The sequence below is a fragment of the Tabrizicola aquatica genome, assembly GCF_002900975.1.
Lineage (GTDB): Bacteria > Pseudomonadota > Alphaproteobacteria > Rhodobacterales > Rhodobacteraceae > Tabrizicola > Tabrizicola aquatica.
Genome location: NZ_PJON01000002.1, coordinates 603870 through 623144 on the forward strand (window position 1 = coordinate 603870; position 19275 = coordinate 623144).

Annotated in this window: 23 protein-coding genes; 10 read left to right on the forward strand and 13 right to left on the reverse strand. The window is 65.6% G+C overall.

Annotated elements, in window-relative coordinates; translation table 11 throughout:
* Positions 1 to 4: 4 nt before the first annotated feature.
* From CXR42_RS11310 to CXR42_RS11330, 5 genes are read right to left on the reverse strand one after another with little or no spacing between them, the layout of a single operon-like run.
* A complete protein-coding gene (locus CXR42_RS11310; protein ID WP_103257626.1) occupies positions 5 to 712 on the reverse strand; it encodes a flagellar hook-basal body complex protein in 708 nt (235 codons plus the stop codon).
* Position 713: 1 nt separating this feature from the next.
* Positions 714 to 980, reverse strand: a complete 267-nt coding sequence (locus CXR42_RS11315) for a flagellar biosynthetic protein FliQ (protein ID WP_103257627.1) — start codon at positions 978 to 980, stop codon at positions 714 to 716.
* A complete protein-coding gene (gene fliE, locus CXR42_RS11320) occupies positions 977 to 1267 on the reverse strand; it encodes a flagellar hook-basal body complex protein FliE (RefSeq protein ID WP_103257628.1) in 291 nt (96 codons plus the stop codon). The genes CXR42_RS11315 and fliE overlap by 4 nt, the downstream gene beginning before the upstream one ends.
* Positions 1268 to 1279: 12 nt before the next feature.
* Positions 1280 to 1663, reverse strand: coding sequence for a flagellar basal body rod protein FlgC (flgC, locus tag CXR42_RS11325; protein ID WP_103257629.1), 384 nt, complete (start codon positions 1661 to 1663; stop codon positions 1280 to 1282).
* 10 nt (positions 1664 to 1673) lie between these two features.
* The gene (locus CXR42_RS11330; RefSeq protein ID WP_103257769.1) at positions 1674 to 2057 is read right to left on the reverse strand and encodes a FlgB family protein; all 384 of its coding nucleotides are present in this window, start codon (positions 2055 to 2057) and stop codon (positions 1674 to 1676) included.
* A gap of 84 nt (positions 2058 to 2141) precedes the next feature.
* Here CXR42_RS11330 and CXR42_RS11335 point away from each other — a divergent pair, with 84 nt between their 5' ends.
* On the forward strand, positions 2142 to 3452 hold the full coding sequence (locus CXR42_RS11335; protein WP_103257630.1) for a FliI/YscN family ATPase: 1311 nt from the start codon (positions 2142 to 2144) through the stop codon (positions 3450 to 3452).
* Positions 3453 to 3676: 224 nt separating this feature from the next.
* Here CXR42_RS11335 and CXR42_RS11340 read toward each other — a convergent pair whose 3' ends face one another.
* From CXR42_RS11340 to CXR42_RS11365, 6 genes are all read right to left on the reverse strand, one after another.
* Positions 3677 to 4468 carry a DUF1217 domain-containing protein gene (locus CXR42_RS11340; protein WP_103257631.1) on the reverse strand — a complete coding sequence of 264 codons (792 nt, stop codon included), beginning with the start codon at positions 4466 to 4468 and terminating at the stop codon, positions 3677 to 3679.
* A complete protein-coding gene (gene flbT, locus CXR42_RS11345) occupies positions 4465 to 4869 on the reverse strand; it encodes a flagellar biosynthesis repressor FlbT (protein ID WP_103257632.1) in 405 nt (134 codons plus the stop codon). Before flbT ends, CXR42_RS11340 begins: the two co-directional genes overlap by 4 nt.
* Entirely contained in the window at positions 4866 to 5237 is a 372-nt protein-coding gene (gene flaF / locus CXR42_RS11350; RefSeq protein WP_103257633.1) for a flagellar biosynthesis regulator FlaF, read from the reverse strand. Before flaF ends, flbT begins: the two co-directional genes overlap by 4 nt.
* A gap of 69 nt (positions 5238 to 5306) precedes the next feature.
* The gene (locus CXR42_RS11355) at positions 5307 to 6542 is read right to left on the reverse strand and encodes a flagellin N-terminal helical domain-containing protein (protein WP_103257770.1); all 1236 of its coding nucleotides are present in this window, start codon (positions 6540 to 6542) and stop codon (positions 5307 to 5309) included.
* A gap of 194 nt (positions 6543 to 6736) precedes the next feature.
* On the reverse strand, positions 6737 to 7051 hold the full coding sequence (locus tag CXR42_RS11360; RefSeq protein ID WP_103257634.1) for a hypothetical protein: 315 nt from the start codon (positions 7049 to 7051) through the stop codon (positions 6737 to 6739).
* The gene (locus CXR42_RS11365; RefSeq protein WP_103257635.1) at positions 7038 to 7316 is read right to left on the reverse strand and encodes a rod-binding protein; all 279 of its coding nucleotides are present in this window, start codon (positions 7314 to 7316) and stop codon (positions 7038 to 7040) included. Before CXR42_RS11365 ends, CXR42_RS11360 begins: the two co-directional genes overlap by 14 nt.
* Positions 7317 to 8590: 1274 nt before the next feature.
* Between CXR42_RS11365 and CXR42_RS19560 the strand changes: the two genes are divergently transcribed.
* Both CXR42_RS19560 and CXR42_RS11375 read left to right on the forward strand, forming a co-directional pair.
* Entirely contained in the window at positions 8591 to 9166 is a 576-nt protein-coding gene (locus CXR42_RS19560) for a flagellar hook-length control protein FliK (RefSeq protein WP_180996037.1), read from the forward strand.
* Positions 9167 to 9175: 9 nt separating this feature from the next.
* Positions 9176 to 9841: a flagellar hook capping FlgD N-terminal domain-containing protein gene (locus tag CXR42_RS11375; protein WP_103257637.1), complete on the forward strand. Its 666-nt coding sequence runs from the start codon at positions 9176 to 9178 to the stop codon at positions 9839 to 9841.
* Here CXR42_RS11375 and ubiB read toward each other — a convergent pair whose 3' ends face one another.
* Positions 9842 to 11374 (reverse strand): 2-polyprenylphenol 6-hydroxylase, encoded by a 1533-nt coding sequence (ubiB, locus tag CXR42_RS11380; RefSeq protein WP_103257638.1) that lies wholly within the window; start codon positions 11372 to 11374, stop codon positions 9842 to 9844. It abuts the gene before it with no gap.
* Positions 11371 to 12123 (reverse strand): bifunctional demethylmenaquinone methyltransferase/2-methoxy-6-polyprenyl-1,4-benzoquinol methylase UbiE, encoded by a 753-nt coding sequence (gene ubiE / locus CXR42_RS11385; protein WP_103257639.1) that lies wholly within the window; start codon positions 12121 to 12123, stop codon positions 11371 to 11373. Before ubiE ends, ubiB begins: the two co-directional genes overlap by 4 nt.
* Before the next feature lie 82 nt (positions 12124 to 12205).
* Between ubiE and CXR42_RS11390 the strand changes: the two genes are divergently transcribed.
* The 7 genes from CXR42_RS11390 to recF all read left to right on the forward strand — a co-directional run bounded on the left by CXR42_RS11390 (position 12206) and on the right by recF (position 19274).
* On the forward strand, positions 12206 to 12892 hold the full coding sequence (locus CXR42_RS11390) for a hypothetical protein (RefSeq protein WP_103257640.1): 687 nt from the start codon (positions 12206 to 12208) through the stop codon (positions 12890 to 12892).
* Positions 12885 to 13736: a bifunctional DNA-formamidopyrimidine glycosylase/DNA-(apurinic or apyrimidinic site) lyase gene (gene mutM / locus CXR42_RS11395; protein WP_103257641.1), complete on the forward strand. Its 852-nt coding sequence runs from the start codon at positions 12885 to 12887 to the stop codon at positions 13734 to 13736. The genes CXR42_RS11390 and mutM overlap by 8 nt, the downstream gene beginning before the upstream one ends.
* A 59-nt stretch (positions 13737 to 13795) precedes the next feature.
* Complete coding sequence (locus CXR42_RS11400) at positions 13796 to 14572, forward strand: enoyl-CoA hydratase (protein ID WP_103257642.1); 777 nt, start codon at positions 13796 to 13798, stop codon at positions 14570 to 14572.
* Between the two features lie 217 nt (positions 14573 to 14789).
* Positions 14790 to 15059: a 30S ribosomal protein S20 gene (gene rpsT / locus CXR42_RS11405; RefSeq protein ID WP_103257643.1), complete on the forward strand. Its 270-nt coding sequence runs from the start codon at positions 14790 to 14792 to the stop codon at positions 15057 to 15059.
* 494 nt (positions 15060 to 15553) lie between these two features.
* On the forward strand, positions 15554 to 16912 hold the full coding sequence (gene dnaA, locus CXR42_RS11410) for a chromosomal replication initiator protein DnaA (RefSeq protein WP_103257644.1): 1359 nt from the start codon (positions 15554 to 15556) through the stop codon (positions 16910 to 16912).
* Between the two features lie 119 nt (positions 16913 to 17031).
* Positions 17032 to 18150 carry a DNA polymerase III subunit beta gene (gene dnaN, locus CXR42_RS11415; protein WP_103257645.1) on the forward strand — a complete coding sequence of 373 codons (1119 nt, stop codon included), beginning with the start codon at positions 17032 to 17034 and terminating at the stop codon, positions 18148 to 18150.
* 29 nt (positions 18151 to 18179) lie between these two features.
* A complete protein-coding gene (gene recF / locus CXR42_RS11420) occupies positions 18180 to 19274 on the forward strand; it encodes a DNA replication/repair protein RecF (RefSeq protein WP_103257646.1) in 1095 nt (364 codons plus the stop codon).
* The last annotated feature ends 1 nt before the right edge of the window (position 19275 follow it).

Sequence of the window (19275 nt, forward strand, 5' to 3'; positions counted from 1 at the left end):
ACCCCTATCGTCCAAGCGCCTGGATCACGCCGCGGACGCGTTCGTCCTCGGCGTCCAGGAATTTCTGGCCCAGCTCATAGGCGCGCTGGACCTCGATCATGCGGGCGATCTCGGAGACTGGCTCGACATTGCTGTCCTCCAGCATCCCTTGCAGGATCTGGCCGTTGTCGACCGGCTCCAGTGCGCCGCCGTCGAAAAGCGTGCCCGACTGGTGGCGCAGCGCCAGCGGATCGGCCGGGCGCCAGAGGCCGACCTGGGCCACCGGCTCGCCATTGGCGGAAAGGGTGCCATCGCGGGCCACGGCGACCTTGGCGTCGGGCGGGACAAAGATCGGCGCGCCGCCAGCGTCCAGCAGACGAAAACCATCGGGCGTCACCAACTCCCCCTCGGGCGAGGGGGTGAAGGCGCCGGCGCGGGTCAGCCGCTCTCCCTGGGGGGTTTCGACCAGGAAGAAACCCTCGCCCTGGATCGCAAAGTCGAAGGCCCCTCCGGTCATTGCCAGCGTGGCCTGCGACAGGTCGACGTGCCGTCCGCTGGCGTGGGCCATCGAAAGCGACGGGTCCTGGTCCAGCGCCGCCACGAATTCCGAAAAGACCACCCCCTCGCGCCGGAACCCGGTGGTAGAGCTGTTGGCGATGTTGTTCGCCACCACACCCATCTCGCGCATCAGGCCGGATTGTCGGTTCAGCGTGGTGTACAGGGCTGCGTCCATCTCAGCCCCCTGCGATCTGCGGGATGATCGTGTCGGTAAAGAACGCCACCAGAGTGGTGGTCATGAAGCTCATCGAGACCCAGAAGACCACCAGCATCAGCGCCGCCTTGGGCACGAAGGTCAGCGTCATCTCCTGGATCGACGTCAGCGCCTGAAAGAGGCCGACCACCACGCCCGCAACCAGTGCCACCGTCAGCAGCGGGGCCGAGATCAGCACCGAGACCCACAGGCCCTGGCGCATCATGTCGAAGATCATCGTCTCGGTCATACCGGCATCCTCAGGATTTCCTGATAGGCCTCGACCACGCGGTCACGCACGGTGGCCACCGTCTCGACCGCCATCTGCGACGAGGCAAGCGCCTGGACCAGCGCATGCGGATCGGCCCCCCCGGTCATCGCGGCGCGGGCTGTCGCCTCATGCTCCTGCAAGGCGCCCATGAAGTTCCCGGCAAGCTTCGCAAAGCCCTGGTCCGCCGCCCCGGCCTTTGGCTGCGGGGCGGCGGCGGTGCGGGCATTCGCGTAAGCCTGCGAAACGAAAGAGGTCTTTAAATCCATTCTGGATCTCCCCTATCGGCGAAGAAGGTCGAACAGACTTTGCGTCATCTGACGCGTCTGATCGAACATCCGAAGGTTCGCCTCGTAGCTGCGCTGCGCTTCGCGCGCATCAGCGATTTCGATCACCAGATCGACGTTCGAGCCGTCATAGTGACCGGTTGCATCCGCCAACGGGTGGCCGGGATCGTAGATCTTGGTCAGTTCGCCTTGGTCCAGACGGACCTGGCCCGGTTCGACCAACCCGGTCTCCATCGCCTCGGCGAAGGTCATCACCTTGCGGTGGTAGCCAGGGGTATCCGCGTTGGCGATGTTTTCGGAGACGTGGCGCAGGCGCATGGCCTGCGTCTCCATCCCGGAGGCCGCGAAGGAAAGCGAGGTCATCAGGTCATTGCCCATCGCTTACCCCCTACCGCGCCCGACCAAGGCTGGCCCGGACCACGTCCGAAGTCGCCCGGTAGATCGCCAGCGCCATTTCGTGCGACTGCCGCGCCTCGACCGATTTCACCATCTCGCCTTCCAGCGACACCGAGTTGCCGTTGGGCGATTCGCGGCCCGGGGCACGCTCTGGAACGAGCGCTGCAGCTGACGACGCAGCGGTCAGATGACCGGGACGCGTGGCGCGCATCTGGCCGTCCGTGGCGGAAAAGACCTCGGCAAAGGCTGGCAAATCTTGCGCCTTGTACCCGGGCGTATCGGCATGGGCCACGTTCCGGGCAATCACGCCCATCCGTGCGCCTGAATGCGCTGCCAGCGCCTGCGCCATCCGGGTAAGTTCCAGTTTCTCGAACATCGGGGCTTCTCCCTCGACCTGCTTCACCAAGGCTTAAGAGTGATTCCTTTAGAAACGGTTGAGAGCGAACAAAGGGAGAATCCCGTGACCGGAGTTTTCGATGGTCTGCTTGCGGAAATCGCCGGGGTCGCCACCGTGCGGCGGGTCGGCCGGGTGGTCGAGACGCGGCGCGGGCTGGCCGAGGTGACGGGACTGGACGCGGCTGCGATCGGCGACCGCGTCCTGATTCACAGCCGAGATGGCGCTGCGGGGGGTGAGGTTCTGCGCCTGTCTCCCGGCCGCTGCTCGGTCTTGCCGGATGCTTCGGGTGACGGGATGGCCATTGCCGACCGGGTGGAGTTGCTTGGACGGGCCGAAATTGCCCCGGACGACAGCTGGATCGGTCGCATCATCGACCCCGCGGGCCAGCCCCTGGATGGCCGCCCGCTGCTGCGCGGACCCCGCCCGCGCGCCCTTCGCACTCCGGCGCCACCTGCCGCCACACGCCGCCGGTTGGGAGAGCGTCTGGCCACCGGCACGGCAGTTTTCGACACGCTGCTGCCCTTGGTCCGCGGCCAGCGCATCGGTCTCTTTGCTGGCTCAGGGGTCGGCAAGTCCTCGCTTCTGGCCCGCTTCGCCCGGGGGGTGGCGGCCGATGTCGTCGTTATCGCCCTGGTTGGCGAGCGTGGGCGCGAACTGCGCGAGTTCACCGAACGTGTGCTGGGGGCCGCTGGAATGGCGCGCAGCGTCGTCGTCACCGCCACCTCGGACCAGTCGGCGCTGATGCGACGCTCCTGCGCGCTGACCGCGATGGCCGTGGCCGAGCATTTCCGCGACCAGGGCCTGCACGTCCTGCTGCTCGTCGATTCCGTCACGCGCTTTGCCGAAGCCCACCGCGAAGTCGCCCTGGCTGGGGGCGAGGATGGGTCGTTGCGTGGTTTTCCGCCGTCCTTGAACCAGGCGATCATGGGCCTGGCCGAGCGTGCCGGCCCGGGGCCGCAGGGAGCGGGCGACATTACGGCCGTGTTCTCGGTCCTGGTGGCCGGGTCGGACATGGAAGAGCCCGTGGCCGACATCCTGCGTGGGGTGCTGGACGGGCATGTGGTGATGGATCGCCGAATTGCGGAACGGGGCAGGTTTCCCGCGATCGATCTGTTGCGGTCGGTCAGCCGCTCGCTGCCCGACGCCGCAAGCGAGGAGGAGAACACCCTGATCGCAGAGGCCCGGCGGCTTCTGGGTGCCTATGACCGGGCCGAGCTGATGATCCAGGCCGGTCTATATGCTGCAGGGTCCGATCCGTTGATCGACCGTGCCATCGAGGTCTGGCCCCGACTTGACGGCTTCCTGGCCGAGCCGGCCCCGGCAGAAGGCGTCCCCGGCAGTTTCGAACGGCTGCGCGCCTGCCTTGCAGGATGAGCGCACCAGCGGGTCCGGTTGGATAGCAAGGTCACGGCCGATGGTCTGGCGGCGCTCCGGTCGATCAGCGTAAGGTGGGTGTATCACCCACCCTACGCCCGCGCAGAACTTGAAACGTCAGGCGACCGGGTGACGCCTTCGGCGTTGCATTCTGCTGCGATAGCATTTGCCAATCTTGGCCGTTCCCCCGCTCACCGCAAAGGCGGGGCCGATGGGTGCCGGTGTCATCTTCGCAGCAGCGCAAGGGCAATTGCCGCAGGGGAACTGCCGGTGCCTTGCTCCTGAATCTGTGCCTGGAACATGAAGCGGCGTACGAGTTCCTCCATCTTGGCAGGATCAGAGAACTGGCCAAGATCAGGAGAGCCGAATGCTGCGCGGGTCTTGTCGCGCAGGACCGAAACCTGCTGATCAAGCTCGATCGACGCAAAGCTCTTCGGCAGGCCCAGCGCGGTCTGCATCACCTCGCGCAGCGGTGCGTTGCCCAGGATCGAGTACCATTTGACCGTCTCGCTGGTCTGCTTTGCCGCCAAGGCTGGAATCTCGCGTTCCGCATTCATGGCAAGCCGATAGCTGCCGTTCTGCCGGCCCACCGCGGTCTCGAAGCTGCGGGCACGGAATTGCGCCAGGATTTCATCGGGAAAGGTCGAGATAGCCGTTCTTGGCATGGAATAGTCGCCGAAGCCGAAGGCGGCAGAGAACTTCTGGTACTGCTTGTCTGCCAGTTTGTTGGCCAGGCTGCCTTCCTTGAGGGTGCCGCCCTCCAGCACCTTTTGCACGAAAGCCCGGCTGTTGACGTCTGCTTCAAGCCCGAAGGCCGTCAGGGCAATCCGCAGCAGTCGCTTGTCGTTCACCAATTGCTCGGCTGTTTTCACCTTGCCGATCTTCTCGCGGAAATAGGCTTCATCCCGCTGTTGCACGGGCGAAGCCTGCTGCGCGACCTGCTGGCGCGCCAGGGTCCGCTTCAGGAAGTTCCAGCCGGCAAAGCCGGTCAGCGGCAGAACCGGCTGGAAACTCATGCCCGGCCCGCCGCGAACAGGCGTTCTTCACGCGGCAGAAGACTGCGCAGGGCCTTCAGGGCCTGGTAATGCTGATCCTCCAGGATTGCGCGGCTGGCGATGGTCAGCTGGGTACGGCTGTCGTGGTCGGTCAGAACCTGGCTTAACTGTTCGATCCCGCGCAAAAGCTGGTGCCGCGCTTCGCCCGGGTCGGCGTCGCCGGTCAGGACCAGCTGCGCGATGTAGCAGACGCGCCGGACTGGTGTGTTCACCTGCTCGGGGTGGATGGCATCCCGCATGCGCAGGATGTTGGCGTTCGGCGTCATGATCGCGAGGCGCGAGCGCTTTTCGCCGTTCTCGATCACCGCACCGTTGATCAGGACCCGCTCATGCGGTCCAAGCTTTAGGACAAGCCCTGTCATGCCCCACCTCCGTCGCCACGCAGGCCGCGCATCACTGCCGTGTTGATGTCGGCCAGAACCTCGACGCTGGCCTTGCCGTCCAGAACGTTGCGGCTGTGCTGAACGGTGAACTCGTATAGATAAAACAGACGCGCCCGCAGGACGGCCGGGAGGGCGTTGCCGGGCAGGGCGACATCCGAGGCAAGCGTGGACCAGAGCTGCTGGTTGTCGGCCAGGGCGCGGACCAGGCCGGGAAAATCGTCGATGCGATTGGCCCAAGCCGAGCGCAGCCGGCGCGTGATCTGCGCCAGAAGATCGTATTCGACCGAGCGCAGGGAACGGGTCGGCGCCTCGCGCCGGGAATAGGCAATTGGGGCTTGATAGGACATTTGGGTTCCGTCTGTTCGAAGCTGTGGGGTGAGAGGGGCCGCGAGGGTCTACCCCGCGGCCCAAAGCGCTTAACGGAACAGAGACAGAAGCCCCTGCGGCTGCTGGTTCGCGATCGACAGCGCCTGCGTTGCCAACTGCTGCTGCACCTGCAGCGCCTGCAGACGGGCGGAGGCTTCCTCCATGTCGGTATCGACCATAACGCCGATGCCCGTCTTCAGGGCGTCAGTCAGCTGGCCCACGAACTCGCTCTGGATGTCGATGCGCTTTTGCACCGAGCCGAACGAGGCCGCCGCGTCGATCGACGTCTGCAGCATCCCTTCGATGTCCTGCAGCGCCGTTGCGGGATCGTTCACCACATCGATGGTGTTCAGCCCCGCCAGACCGCCCGTCCCCCGCGTCGCCGAAGCCGAGATCGCCGCGGCCTGGTTGGTGTTGTTGGCCACCTCCAGCTGTCCGGCGTTCAGTGTCAGGGTGAAGTCGGTGTCGGACAGACCGTTGGCGGTCAGCGAGGATTTCAGGCCGGCCACCAGTGCGTCTGCGGTGTCGCCTTGCTGCACCACATAACGGCCCTGGACCGAGCCGATGTTCAGCGTGATCGCATCCCCCGCAATCAACCCGGTCAGATCGTCGGGGTCGGCCGCCGCATCATTCGAAGCCAGCGCGCCGCCCGAAAGCTGGAAAGCGAAGCCATCCAGGGTAACCGGCGTACCGGTCACGACCGAAGGGATGCCGGGCGCCGGTCCGACGTTGGTCGTGTCGGTCAGCGTCCCGCCCCCGGCCGTCAGCGCCGCACCTGCGCTGGTGGACAGGTTCTGCGCGTCGACCGTGATGTTCGACGAGGTCACGCCACCTTGGCTGCGGTCAAGCGACGACAGGACGTTGACCGAGGACTGGGACCCGTCGACCAGGTTCAGCCCGTTGAACTGCGCCGCACCCACGACCGATTCGATCTGCTTGGTCAGCGCGGTGATATCGGTCTGGATCTTGGTGCGGTCGACGTTTTCGGCCTGGGCCGCGACGATCTTGCCCTTCATTTCGGTCAGCAGCTTCGTCACCGATTCCGAGGCCTGGCGGGCCACGGTCAGGGTTGCCGAACCGACCGAAAGGCTGTCGGAGATACCCTTGAAGCCCTCCACATCCGAATCCATCACTTTCGAGATCGCCCAGACCGCGGCATTGTCCTTGGCCGAGGCGACGTTCTTGCCCGTCGAGATATCCGACTGGGTCTTGTTCAGGTTGGCGTTGATGCCCTTCAGCGTCTGCAGGGCAACCATCGCGCTGGTGTTCGTCAGGATCGACGTCATCGCAAATTCCTTCACTTCTGGCCGCAGCTTTCACGGCCAAGGACGCCACGTTGGTGGCAGGACGGGCATTCTGTCCGATACCGCCGGACCGTCCGGCAGGTGCCGCCCCGTCATGGGACGCGCTGACATTGAAGCCGCGCGGTGCTAACCAACCCCTAACGCTGCATGTCCGAATGCTGGGCATTTGAACCAACTTACAGGCGTTTCGGAGCGCTGGCCGAAAGCGGGCTGATCGCCGCCCGCCGCCCCAGGGAATCGTAGGTCGTCAGGACCGGGGCCGAGGCGATTTCGGCCAGCCGGCTGCGTGCGGCGCGCACACCGCGCCCGGCCGCCTCTGCCAGGCGCGCGTTCCTTTCAGACAGCGCGCGGAGGCGCGACAGCAAGGCGGCATCCGCTGGCAGCGAATCGACCTCGCGCTCGATCTCGGCGGTCAGGACTGGCAAGCCCGCCATGTCGCCACGCAGCAAGGCGTCGCTGGCCTGCTCCAACAGGTCCTCAAGCCGCGCCATGGCCAGCCTCCGACATCGAGCGGAAGATCAGTTCGGCAAGCCCCAGGCCCCCCTTTTCCACCATCAGCCGCGCCTGCTCTTGTCGCAGGAACGAAGCGAATTGCTCTTCCCCGGCGCCGCCGCCGAAGGCGCTTTGGGTTTCGCCCAGACCGGTATGCGCCAGCATCTCGGCCAGGAAGGTGGCTTCAAGCTCTTGCGCCTTTTCCATCAGCACCTCGCGCCGGTCGGGCGTGGGCTGGGCCAGGGTAAGCGGGGATGTCAGCATGACGGGGTCTCGCGAATTGACGGCAATTTTTCCGACGATCCGCGATGGGCGTAAAGAATGGGTAACTTCTGGCGCAGATAACCGTGACCACAGCGGCAGAAGTCGTGAGGTAGGTCATGCAGGCAATCTTCGCAGTCGTTCCCGGTGTCCCGGTCGCTTTTCCCGCGCCCGCCGGGCCACAGGACGGGGCGCCACAGGACGGGGTGCCGGAAGGGGCGGATTTCGCCGATGTGATGTTTGCAGAGCCGGTGCCAACCGATAGTGCGGTGGTCGGCCTGTCGGAACCCGGTTTGCCAGTGACAGCGCCGGAAGGGGGAGAGGGGGGTGTCCCCGCCGTGCCAGCTTTCTGGGCGCCGATCGACGTGGCTCCTCCTCCGCCGGTCGTCAGCGGGACCAGCGATCTTGCGCCTGGCGCGGGTGTCCAGGTGGCTCCCCCTCCCGACGCCGAGGTGCCGCCCCTTGCGCCCGGGGTTGACCCGTTTGCAACCGACGCGCGGGGGGCTTTCGCGCCCCCGCCCGCTTCCGACGGCGGTGCCGAAGCCGACGTGACGGCCACAGTCCTGGCGGACAGCTACGCCGTCGCGTCGGCACAACCCGCTCAGGCAGAGAAACCTGCCGCCGCCGTGCTGGGTTTAACGGTGGGGCCCGCAGCTGACTTGCCAAGGCAAGCGTTCCAGGCGTCGGGGCAACCCGCGCGCCCGGCCGTGCCGGTCACCGCGCCCGATCTGGGGCAGGCCGGGGTCACGCCTGTTGCGCCTGCGGCACCGCAGCCCAATGCGGCACAGGCAGGTCCGACCCCCGCCGCCCCCTCGACCTGGTTTGCCAACCGGGACAACCCTCTCGTTCCATCCGAAGACCGCCGCGCCGACACCACCCGCCCGCCGACAACGTCGGTGGAAGCGATCCCGCAACCGGCTACTCCGGCCGGCAGCACAGCGTCACCGACCGGGCCGGACACCAAAGCTGCTTTACCGCGGCCTGCATCCATCCCGGCTTCCCCCCCTGGCACCCTGGTCGAGCCATGGGTTCCGCACCCCAGCTTGCCCCAAGCGGTCCCGCCCGTGGCGGCGCCGGTCGCCGCAGCCGCCATCTTGGCCCCCACCCCAACCGTGGCTCACATCCTGGCACCCGCCGTGGCTGCCGTTTCGGTCGGTACCGGGGCGGCGAAAGCCCTGCCGCAGATAGACCAGACACCGCCTTCCGATACGCCACCTGAAATGTCTCCGTCCCGGCCTTCGGCCGTCGCGCCGGCCGAAGTCGTTCGGACCTCCGCTTTGCCTGCCCTGGCTCCAGCGAGTCCCGCCGCTCGCCCGCCGCTGCCCGCCTGGCTGGAGCTGGCCGAACTTGACCACCGCGCCGAGCCGGAGTTCGGCATCGGTCTCTCGGGGTTTGCGTCAGCGGGACCGGCCACTGCCGCCCCGACCGTCAGTCCGACAGCCGCACCGGTCCCGCAAGCGGTTGCCTTGCAGGTCATGCAGGGCCTGGCCCGCCATCAGGACGGAACCACCGAGATCACGCTTTCGCCCGAAGAACTCGGGACCGTCCGCCTGCGCCTGCGCCCCGATTCCCGGGATGCCGAGCGGATGGTGGTCATGCTGTCCTTCGACCGACCCGAGACGATGGACCTTTTCCGTCGCCATGCCGACCAGTTGGCCGAAGCGATCCGCAGCGCGGGCTATGCGGGCGTGGATATCGGATTTGACCAGGGTGAGCGGTCGCGCGGCGGATTTGCCGACGCGGCCGGCGATCCGACCGGAGAGGCGGGTGATCCCTCGCCCTCACCGCCACCGATGGTGCAGACCCCGCCGCCGCGCCTTGTGGCCAACGCCACCCTTGACCTTCGTCTTTGAGGTTTGACCATGGATGTCTCTGTCTACTCTGCGCCAACGCCTGCTGCGTCAACCGCCACTGCCACCGCCACGAGCGGGGGAAAGATAACGTCGGATTTCAACACCTTCCTGAAGATGCTGACCGTCCAGATGCAGAACCAGGACCCGCTGAATCCGATCGATTCCACCGATTATGCGGTGCAGCTTGCCACCTTCTCGGGGGTGGAACAGCAGGTCCGCACGAACCAGCTTCTGGCCGACATGCAGGCGCGCTTTGCCCAGATGGGCATGGCCGACATGGCAAGCTGGATCGGGAAGGAGGCCCGGTCGGACGCCGATGTGGTCTATGATGGCAGTCCCGTCACCTTGTCGCCGAACCCGGCGGTCGGAGCGACCAGCGTCACGCTGGCGATCCGCGATGCCCAGGGCACCCTTGTCGCGCGTGAGGAAATTCCGGTCAGCGTGCAGCCCTACCAATGGCTTGGGGCGGATGCCACTGGCACGCCCTTGCCCCCCGGCCGTTACACGATCACCCAGGAAAGCCTGATCGACGGCGAGGTGGTGGATACCCGGGCCGTCGAACATTACACCCGCGTGGTCGAGGCGCGGGGCGGGGCGGGTGGCACCAGCCTCGTGCTGCAGGGCGGGGTCGAGGTGCCGGCTTCCCGGGTCACCGCGCTGCGCGAACCGGGGTGATCACAGAACCGTCTGCAACCAGTACCCGGCCGCGAAAGCCAGGGCCAGCGCCAGCAGCCAGGGCAGCACCCGCCCGCGCCGGACGACACGGATCGTTGGCGTCGTCGGGTTGCCGGTGCGGATCAGTTGCGCTTCGACCAGCGAGGGCAGCTTCGGCCCGAACCGCGCCAGCACCCGCGCCGTCTTGAGCAGGTCGCGCAGCACCGCCTTCGGCCCGATGGTCTCGGCGATGTAACGCTCCACGATCGGGCGGGCGACTTCCCAGATGTTGATATGCGGGTCAAGACTGCGGGCGACGCCCTCAACCACCACCATCGTGCGCTGGAGCAGGATCAGTTCGGTCCGTGTCTCCATCCCGAAGCGTTCGGTGACTTCGAACAGATAGGCCAAAAGCCGCGCCATGCTGATGCGGCTGGCATCCATCCCGAAGATCGGCTCGCCCACGGCACGCAGGGCGCGGGCGAATTCGTCGATGTCACGGTCGGCCGGGACATAGCCCGCTTCGAAATGCACCTCGGCAACGCGGCGATAATCCTTGCGGATGAAGCCCATCAGGATCTCGGCATAGACCCGGCGCGTATACTCGTCGATCCGGCCCATGATGCCGAAGTCATAGGCGATGATATCGCCATTCGCCGCGATCTTCAGGTTGCCCTGGTGCATGTCGGCGTGAAAGAACCCATCCCGCAGCGCATGGTTCAGGAACAGTTGCAACACCCGCGCGCCCAGCACCTTGCGGTCATGGCCCGCGGCGTCGATGGCGGCGTTGTCGTTCAGCCCGATCCCTTCGGCCCAGCCCAGCGTCATCACGTTGCGCGAGGACAGGAACCAGTGCGGCTTCGGCACCTGAAAGCCTTCGTCCTTCTCGGTATTCGCCGCAAACTCCGCCGCGGAGGAGCTTTCCAGCCGCAGGTCCAACTCACCCATCACCACGCCTTCGAAATGCGTGATCACCTCGACCGGGCGCAGCCGGCGCGAGAAGGGGGCCAGCCGCTCGATCCAGCGGGCGGCCAGGTAGAAGGCGTCGATATCCTTGCGGAAGGCGCGCTCGATCCCCGGGCGCAGCACCTTGACCGCCACTTCCTCGCCCGTATCCGCCAGCCGCGCCCGATGCACCTGCGCGATCGAGGCGGCGGCCACAGGCTCGGAAAACTCCGAGAACAGGGTCGAGACCGGAAGCTCCAGCTCGGCCTCGATCATCTTCTTTGCAGTTTCGCTTGGGAAGGGCGGCAGCTTGTCCTGCAGGTACTTCAGCTGCTGGGCAAGCTCTTCGCCCACCACGTCCGGGCGGGTGGACAGAACCTGGCCGAACTTGATGTAGGCCGGACCCAGCGCGGTCAGCGCCCGTGTGGCCGGGGGCAGGCCGGGGTCGCCCTTCAGGCCCAGCCATTTGAACGGCCAGCCCAGCATCCGCGCCGCAAAGCGCAGGCGCGGCGGCGCGCGGAACGCCTCCAGCACCACATCCATCGCGCCGGTGCTTTCCAGCGTCGCGCCGGTGCGGATCAGCCGCAGGATATTGTGCGGACCCTTCACAGCTTCCAGCCGGAATGCAAGGCGGCGATGCCGAGGGAAAGATTGCGGTACTTCACCTGACCAAATCCGGCCTCGCGGATCATCTGGGCAAAAGTCTCCTGGTCCGGGAACTTGCGGATCGATTCCACCAGATACTGATAGCTGGCCCGGTCCCCCGCCACGATCTGGCCCATCGCCGGGATCACGTTGAAGGAATACAGGTCATAGGCCTTTTGCAGCAGGTCGTTCGGGATCTGGCTGAACTCCAACACCATCAGCCGCCCACCGGGCCGCAACACGCGATAGGCCTCGCGCAGGGCGTCGGGGATGCGGGTGACGTTCCGGATGCCAAAGGAGATCGTGTAGACGTCAAAGCTGTTATCCGGGAAGGGCAGGGCCATCGCATCGCCCACCACCCAGTCCAGGCTTTGCGCCATGCTTTCCGCTTCGGCGCGCTTGCGGCCCTCGATCAGCATCGGCTCGGTCATGTCGCAAACGACCGCGCTTGCCCCCGGCGCCCGTTTCAGGAAGCGGAAGGCCACGTCCCCCGTCCCCCCCGCCACGTCCAGCAGGCGCTGGCCCGGCCGCGGCGCCAGCCAGTCCATCATCGCGTCTTTCCAGATCCGGTGGATGCCCACCGACATCAGGTCGTTCATCACGTCATACTTGCTGGCCACCCGGGAAAAGACGCCATGCACCATGCCGGCCTTCTCCGAGGCAGGCACGTCCTGAAAGCCGAAATGGGTGGTATCGTCCGTCGCCTTGCTCATAAAGCTACCGCCCAATTGTTGCCGAGTTCGAGTTATACCGAAGCGTGCAAAAGGAAAACCACCTCGTTGTGAAAGTGTGCCCATGCCGCCGGATGACCTCTTTGCGCTGGATGGCATCCTCTCTCAACTTCTTCCGGGCCTTATCCTGGTGGTCGGTATCATCCTGCTGCGCATCTTCCTGTTCTGGCGCAAGCTAAGCCTTCGGCGGCACAAGAGCGAACGACACAAGGACGCAGGCACCATCGGCCCCGCCGGGCTGATCCATGGGGCAGCCCTCCCTTGGCACTATGACCAGCTGGCCCATGTCGGCACTGGCGGACCGGCCCAGATCTCGTTGGACCAGCGGGTGCTGCGGCCCGCAATGGGCGTCAAACTGGTCGCAGTGGGGCTTTGCGTGGCGATGTTCTACGCCGCCTACCAAGTGACCACGCTGGAGACCTTCAACGGGTTCGAGGTCGCTGATCCTGGCCCTTACGGAACTGCCATTATCGTCCTCTGCCTTCTGGCTGCGCTGAACGGTGTGGTCTATATCTTCAGTTTCGAAACGCGCTATGATCGCGACATGCTGATCGTGACCCGGATGATGTACTTCCGGCGCGAATTTCGGTGGAAGGACCTGGCGCGGATTACGGATGACGGCGCGTATGAACTGCATCTTCACTTCTACCCCGGCGGCAGGGCCAAGGTCTTGAAGCACAGCGTCGGGATCGAAGAATTCAAGGATTTCGCGCTGGCCCAGATCCGGCGCAACCGGATGGTCAATGCCTGAACTTCCTGAAGTCGAAACCGTCCGCCGCGGCCTGCTGCCCGTGCTGGAAGGCGCGGTGATCGCGCAGGCCGAGGTCAACCGCCCCGACCTGCGCTGGCCCTTGCCCGACCGCATGGCCGACCGGCTGACCGGCCGCAAGGTCACCGCGCTGCGGCGGCGGTCCAAGTATATCCTGGCCGACCTCGACAGTGGCGAGACGCTGCTGGTCCACCTTGGCATGTCGGGGCGGATGCTGATCTCGGGCGCGCAGATCGGCAGTTACTACCACGACCATCTGGCGCCGCAGAAACATGACCATGTCGTCCTGCACATGGAAGGCGGCGCCCGGATCACCTTCAACGACGCCCGCCGTTTTGGCGCGATGGACCTGATGGCCACCGACCGGGCCGCGGACCACCTGCTGCTTAAAGGTCTGGGGCCGGAACCCTTCGGCAACGACTTCAACGAACCCTACCTCACGGTGCGGCTTCAGGGGCGCAGGACTCCGATCAAGGCGGCGCTCCTGGACCAGCGCATCGTCGCGGGCCTGGGCAACATCTACGTCGCCGAAACGCTGTATCGCGCCCGGATCAGCCCGCTTCGCCTTGCGGGCGACCTCTCGCAACCCCAGGTTGGCGCCCTGGTCCCGATCATCCGCGACGTTCTGGCCGAAGCGATCGAGGCCGGCGGTTCCAGCTTGCGCGACTTTCGGCAGGCTTCGGGTGAATTGGGCTATTTTTCCAAGCATTTTCAGGTCTATGACCGTGAGGGCGACCCTTGCGAAACCCCCGGTTGCACCGGCACGATCACCCGCACCGTGCAGTCCGGCCGCTCCTCCTTCTGGTGCCCGAAGTGCCAGAGTTGACTTGCCATCCTGCCGTTTGCTGCTAGGAGTCACCCCGACTGCCAGAAGGGGAGGCCGCCATGGCCTATGAGACACTGATCGTCGAGATCGAGGACTATGTCGCCCTGATCCGGCTGAACCGCCCCGATGCGATGAATGCGCTCAACTCCACCCTCATGCGCGAGCTTGCGGCGGCGGTCACGGCGGCGGAACAGAACGAACGCGTCCGCTGCGTCGTCATCACCGGATCGGAGAAAGCCTTCGCCGCCGGCGCCGACGTGCGCGAGATGGCCGAGAAAAGCTTCATCGACGTGTTCTTTGACGACCTCTTCGGCCCCGAGGCCGCCATTATCGCCCGCGCCCGCAAGCCGATCATCGCGGCCGTCTCGGGCTATTGCCTTGGCGGCGGGTGCGAGCTGGCGATGCTGGCCGATTTCATCATCGCCGCCGACACCGCCAAGTTCGGCCAGCCCGAGATCAACCTTGGCATCGTCGCCGGCCTGGGCGGCACCCAGCGCCTGACGCGCGCCGTGGGCAAGTCCAAGTCGATGGACATGCACCTGACCGGCCGCTTCATGGATGCCGCCGAGGCAGAGCGGTGCGGCCTTGTCTCCCGCGTGGTCCCGGCCAAGTCGCTGATGGAAGAGGCGATGAAGGCCGCGCAGAAGGTGGTCGAGAAATCCATGCTTACCGCCATGGTGGTCAAGGAATGCGTCAACCGCGCCCAGGAAACCAGCCTGGCCGAAGGGATGCTTTTCGAACGCCGCATGTTCCACGCCGTGTTTTCGACCGAGGACCAGAAGGAAGGCATGGCCGCCTTCCTGGAAAAGCGCCAGCCGCAGTTCCGCGACCGCTAGGCCCGCCTAGTGCGGCTGCGCCTTCTCGTCGAAGGCCGGCGAGGAGTGACGAAGTCATCGACGAGCGTTCCGGGGGCTTCCCTTTCCCGCCGAACTCGCCTATAGGGCAGCCCACATGCGCGTGGGCCCGCTTAGGCAAGAATCACTCCCGACCCCAGGTCGGGGCCTTGTGGTCTTTCGTGCAACCTGAAACCGAAAGACCCGAAGGACCGCCAAAATGGCCAATACCGAACAGTCCAAGAAACGCGCCCGCCAGTCCGAAGCGCGCTACGCCGTCAACAAGGCGCGTCGTTCGCGCATCCGCACCTTCCTGCGCAAGGTCGAAGAAGCCATCGCCTCGGGCGACGCCGCTTCCGCCGAAGCCGCGCTGAAGGCCGCCCAGCCGGAACTGGCCCGTGGCGTGACCAAGGGCGTGCTGCACAAGAACACCGTTGCCCGCAAGATGTCGCGCCTCTCGTCACGCGTGAAGGCCGTCGCCAAGGTCTAAGCGGGACCGAATCCGGAACAGAAGGGCGCAGTCACACCGACTGCGCCCTTCTGGTTTTTTCCGCCCGGAAATACGCGGATTCCGGCACCCCGTTGCCGATTTGCAAGGGGTCCCGGATTCGGTTTCCGGGAACCTCTGTCAAGCGCGTTGTTCGGTTGCAGCGCCTGCGCCGGGCTTGCTAGCGTCTCCCTGCGATTCACGCCGTCTTGGGGGACAAGACTGGGTCGCGATGGAAAAGCTGCTGCACGGACCGGGCGCTGCCGCGCCGTAGGATCTGGGTTTCTCTATCGTGATCAATGATTTAACGACGGCATTCCGCCGTCGCGTCATGCACGGGAACGGCTGCCGAATCTCGGCAGTCCGGAACTCGTGCTGGCCTGTCCCTCCGGTCGATGCGTCATGGCAGCCCTTTCTTGCAGGGGCCGCGTGGGTTGCGGGTGAGGGGTGTGTCCGGTGGCTTTTCTGCCGGTTCAGGAATTTGACAGGCGACAAGAATGACGAACGAAACTTGGGGTCAGGTTCGCGAAGAACTGATCAAGCGCGTTGGGAAAAACAACTATGTCACCTGGATCGAACCGCTCAAGCTCTCTCTCCTGAACAACGGCGTCGCCCGTTTCGAGGTGCCGACGATCTTCTTCGGGGACTGGGTCCAGCGCAACTATGCCGACCATATCCGCACCCAGCTGACCAGCGCCGGTGCGGCGGTGGACCGGGTGGAGTTTGCCGTGGGCGCGCCGGCCGAACCTCGGGCGGCCGTAGCGGCCAAGCCCGCCGCCAAACCCGCCAGCAGCCGCAAGGCCGCGGACGAGGATCTGCCCGGCGCCCCGCTCGATTCCCGTTTCACCTTTGACAGCTTCGTCGTCGGGAAGCCGAACGAACTGGCCCATGCCGCCGCCCGCCGGGTGGCCGAGGGCGGGCCGGTGACCTTCAATCCGCTCTTCCTTTATGGTGGCGTCGGTCTTGGCAAGACGCACCTGATGCACGCCATCGCGCATGAACTGCAGTCCCGCCGCCCCGAGCTGCGCGTCCTTTATCTTTCGGCCGAACAGTTCATGTACCGCTTCGTCCAGGCCCTGCGTGAACGGCAGGTCATGGACTTCAAGGAACTGTTCCGGTCGGTCGACGTGCTGATGGTGGATGATGTCCAGTTCATCGCCGGCAAGGATTCCACGCAAGAGGAATTCTTCCACACCTTCAACGCCCTGGTTGACCAGAACAAGCAGATCGTCATCTCGGCCGACCGCGCGCCGGGAGAGATCAAGGATCTTGAGGACCGCATCAAGTCGCGCCTGCAATGTGGGCTGGTGGTTGACCTTCACCCCACCGATTACGAGCTTCGCCTTGGCATCCTGCAGCAGAAGGTTGACCACTACCGCAGCCAGTATCGCGGCCTGGTCATCGCCGATGGCGTGCTGGAATTCCTGGCGCACCGCATCACCACCAACGTCCGCGTGCTGGAAGGCGCGCTGACCCGCCTCTTCGCGTTTGCCAGCCTCGTCGGCCGCGAGATCACGCTCGACCTCGCCCAGGATTGCCTGGCCGACATCCTGCGCTCCTCAGACCGCAAGCTTTCCATCGAGGAAATCCAGCGCAAGGTGGCTGAGCATTACAACATCCGCCTGTCCGACATGATCGGGCCAAAGCGGCTGCGCAACATCGCGCGGCCCCGGCAAGTGGCGATGTATCTGTCAAAGCAGCTGACCCCGCGCAGCCTGCCCGAGATCGGCCGCCGCTTCGGGGGCCGGGATCACACGACCATCATGCATGGCGTGCGCAAGATTGAAGAGCTGATGACGACGGACAGCCAGTTGGCCGACGATCTTCAGCTCCTGCGTCGCCTTCTGCAGGGCTAAGGCAGGGGCCGCACTTGACGGCCCTCGCAAAGCCTTTCACAGTCCGATCCAACACTTGTGAACCGGTGAAAACCGGATAAATTCGTCGTCCCTTCAACGGGTCGGCAGGGGGAAGCCAGATGAAGCTCTCGATCGAACGCGCCACGCTTCTGAAGGCGCTGGCACAGGCGCAGTCGGTGGTCGAACGCCGCAACACCATTCCGATCCTGGCCAACGTGCTGATCGAGGCCGAGGGCAGCCAGGTCTCGTTCCGCGCCACCGACCTGGATATCGAGGTTGTGGACCGCGCCCCCGCCATGGTGGAACGCGCGGGCGCCACCACCGTTTCGGCGGTGATGCTGCACGAAATCGTCCGCAAACTGCCGGATGGCGCCCTGGTCAACCTGACCGAGGATGCTGCCGCAGGCCGCCTGACGATCACTGCCGGCCGGTCCACCTTCAGCCTGGCCACGCTGCCGAAAGAGGACTTCCCGGTCATGGCGACCTCGGAGTATTCCTCAAACTTCTCGGCCCCTGCTCCGGTCCTGCGTCGGCTGTTCGACAAGGCCAAGTTCGCGATTTCCACCGAAGAAACGCGCTATTACCTGAACGGCGTCTACATGCATGTCTCCACGGGCGAGGGCGGCCGCGTCCTGCGCTGCGTGGCCACCGACGGCCACCGCCTTGCCCGGATCGACGCGCCCCTGCCCGAAGGGGCGGACGGGATGCCCGGCGTCATCGTCCCCCGCAAGACGGTGGGCGAGTTGCGCAAACTGCTGGACGACGACGACGCGACCATCGCGGTCTCTGTGTCCGAAACCAAGGTCCGCTTCGCCACCCCGGTGATCACCCTGACCTCCAAGGTCATCGACGGCACCTTCCCGGACTACACCCGCGTCATTCCGACCGGAAACACCCGCAAGTTGGAAGTCGACGCCTCGGAATTCGCCAAGGCCGTCGATCGTGTGGCGACCGTGTCGTCCGAACGCTCGCGCGCGGTGAAGCTGTCGCTGGAGGAGGACCGGCTGATCCTTTCCGTCAACTCGCCCGACAGCGGCGCGGCCGAGGAAGAACTGGCGGTTGCCTATGGTGACGAACGGCTGGAGATCGGCTTCAACGCCAAGTACCTGCTGGAAATCGCCAGCCAGGTCGACCGCGAGAATGCCGTGTTCCTGTTCAACTCGGCGGCCGATCCGACCCTGATGCGCGAAGGCAATGACACCTCGGCGGTCTACGTCGTCATGCCGATGCGGGTCTGACCAAGCCCTTGTATTGAAAGGCTGACCTGGTGGGCGGTCTGGCGATCCGAACCCTCGCCCTGTCGCATTTCCGCAGCCACAAGGCCCAGCGGCTACAGTTTGACGGCCGGCCGGTCGCCATCGTCGGTCGCAATGGTGCCGGCAAGACGAACATACTCGAGGCCATCTCCCTGCTGTCCCCCGGCCGTGGCCTGCGACGCGCCGCGGCCGAGGATCTGGCCCGCCGGCCCGAGGCGCTGGGCTGGAAGATCAGCGCCAGTGTCAGCGGTCTTGCTGCCACGCATGAGGTGGATACCTGGGCCGAACCGGGCGAGTCGCGGCAGGTTCGCATCGATGGCAAGGCCGCAACCCAGGGCAGCCTGGGCCGCGTCCTGCGCATCCTCTGGCTGGTTCCGGCCATGGATCGTCTGTGGATCGAAGCCGCCGAAGGCCGGCGCCGCTTTCTGGACCGCCTGACGCTGTCCTTCTTTCCCGAGCATGGTGAACACTCGCTCACATATGAAAAGGCGATGCGCGACCGCAACCGCCTGATCCGGGATCAGGTGACCGATCCGCATTGGTACGCCGCGCTTGAGGCCCAGATGGCCGAGTCCGGGCACGAGATCACCGCCAACCGCCGCGCCGCACTGGCCCGGATTTCCACGGCCACAGACACCGACAGCGCCTTCCCCAGCGCCGATCTCACCCTGCTCGCCGCCGACGGCACCGAAGAGCCCGCCGATCTGGCCCAGGCCCTGGCCGACAACCGCCGCCGCGACCTTCTTGCCGGGCGCACCCTTGTCGGGCCGCACCGGGCGGACCTTCTGGCCCGCTATGGCGCCAAGAACACCCCCGCTGACCAATGCTCGACCGGCGAGCAGAAGGCGCTGCTGATCAGCCTGATCCTGTCCAACGCGCGGGCGCTGGCCCAGGACCTTGGCCGCGCGCCGATCCTGCTTCTGGACGAGGTCGCGGCGCATCTGGACCCGCAACGCCGCGCGGCACTCTATGACGAAATCTGTGCCCTGCAGGCGCAAGCCCTGATGACCGGGACCGAGTCCGAGCTTTTCCAGGCCCTCGGTCCGCGTGGCCAGCTTCTGACCGTCGAAGAATCGAACGATGGTTCACATATCCGACAGGATTAAC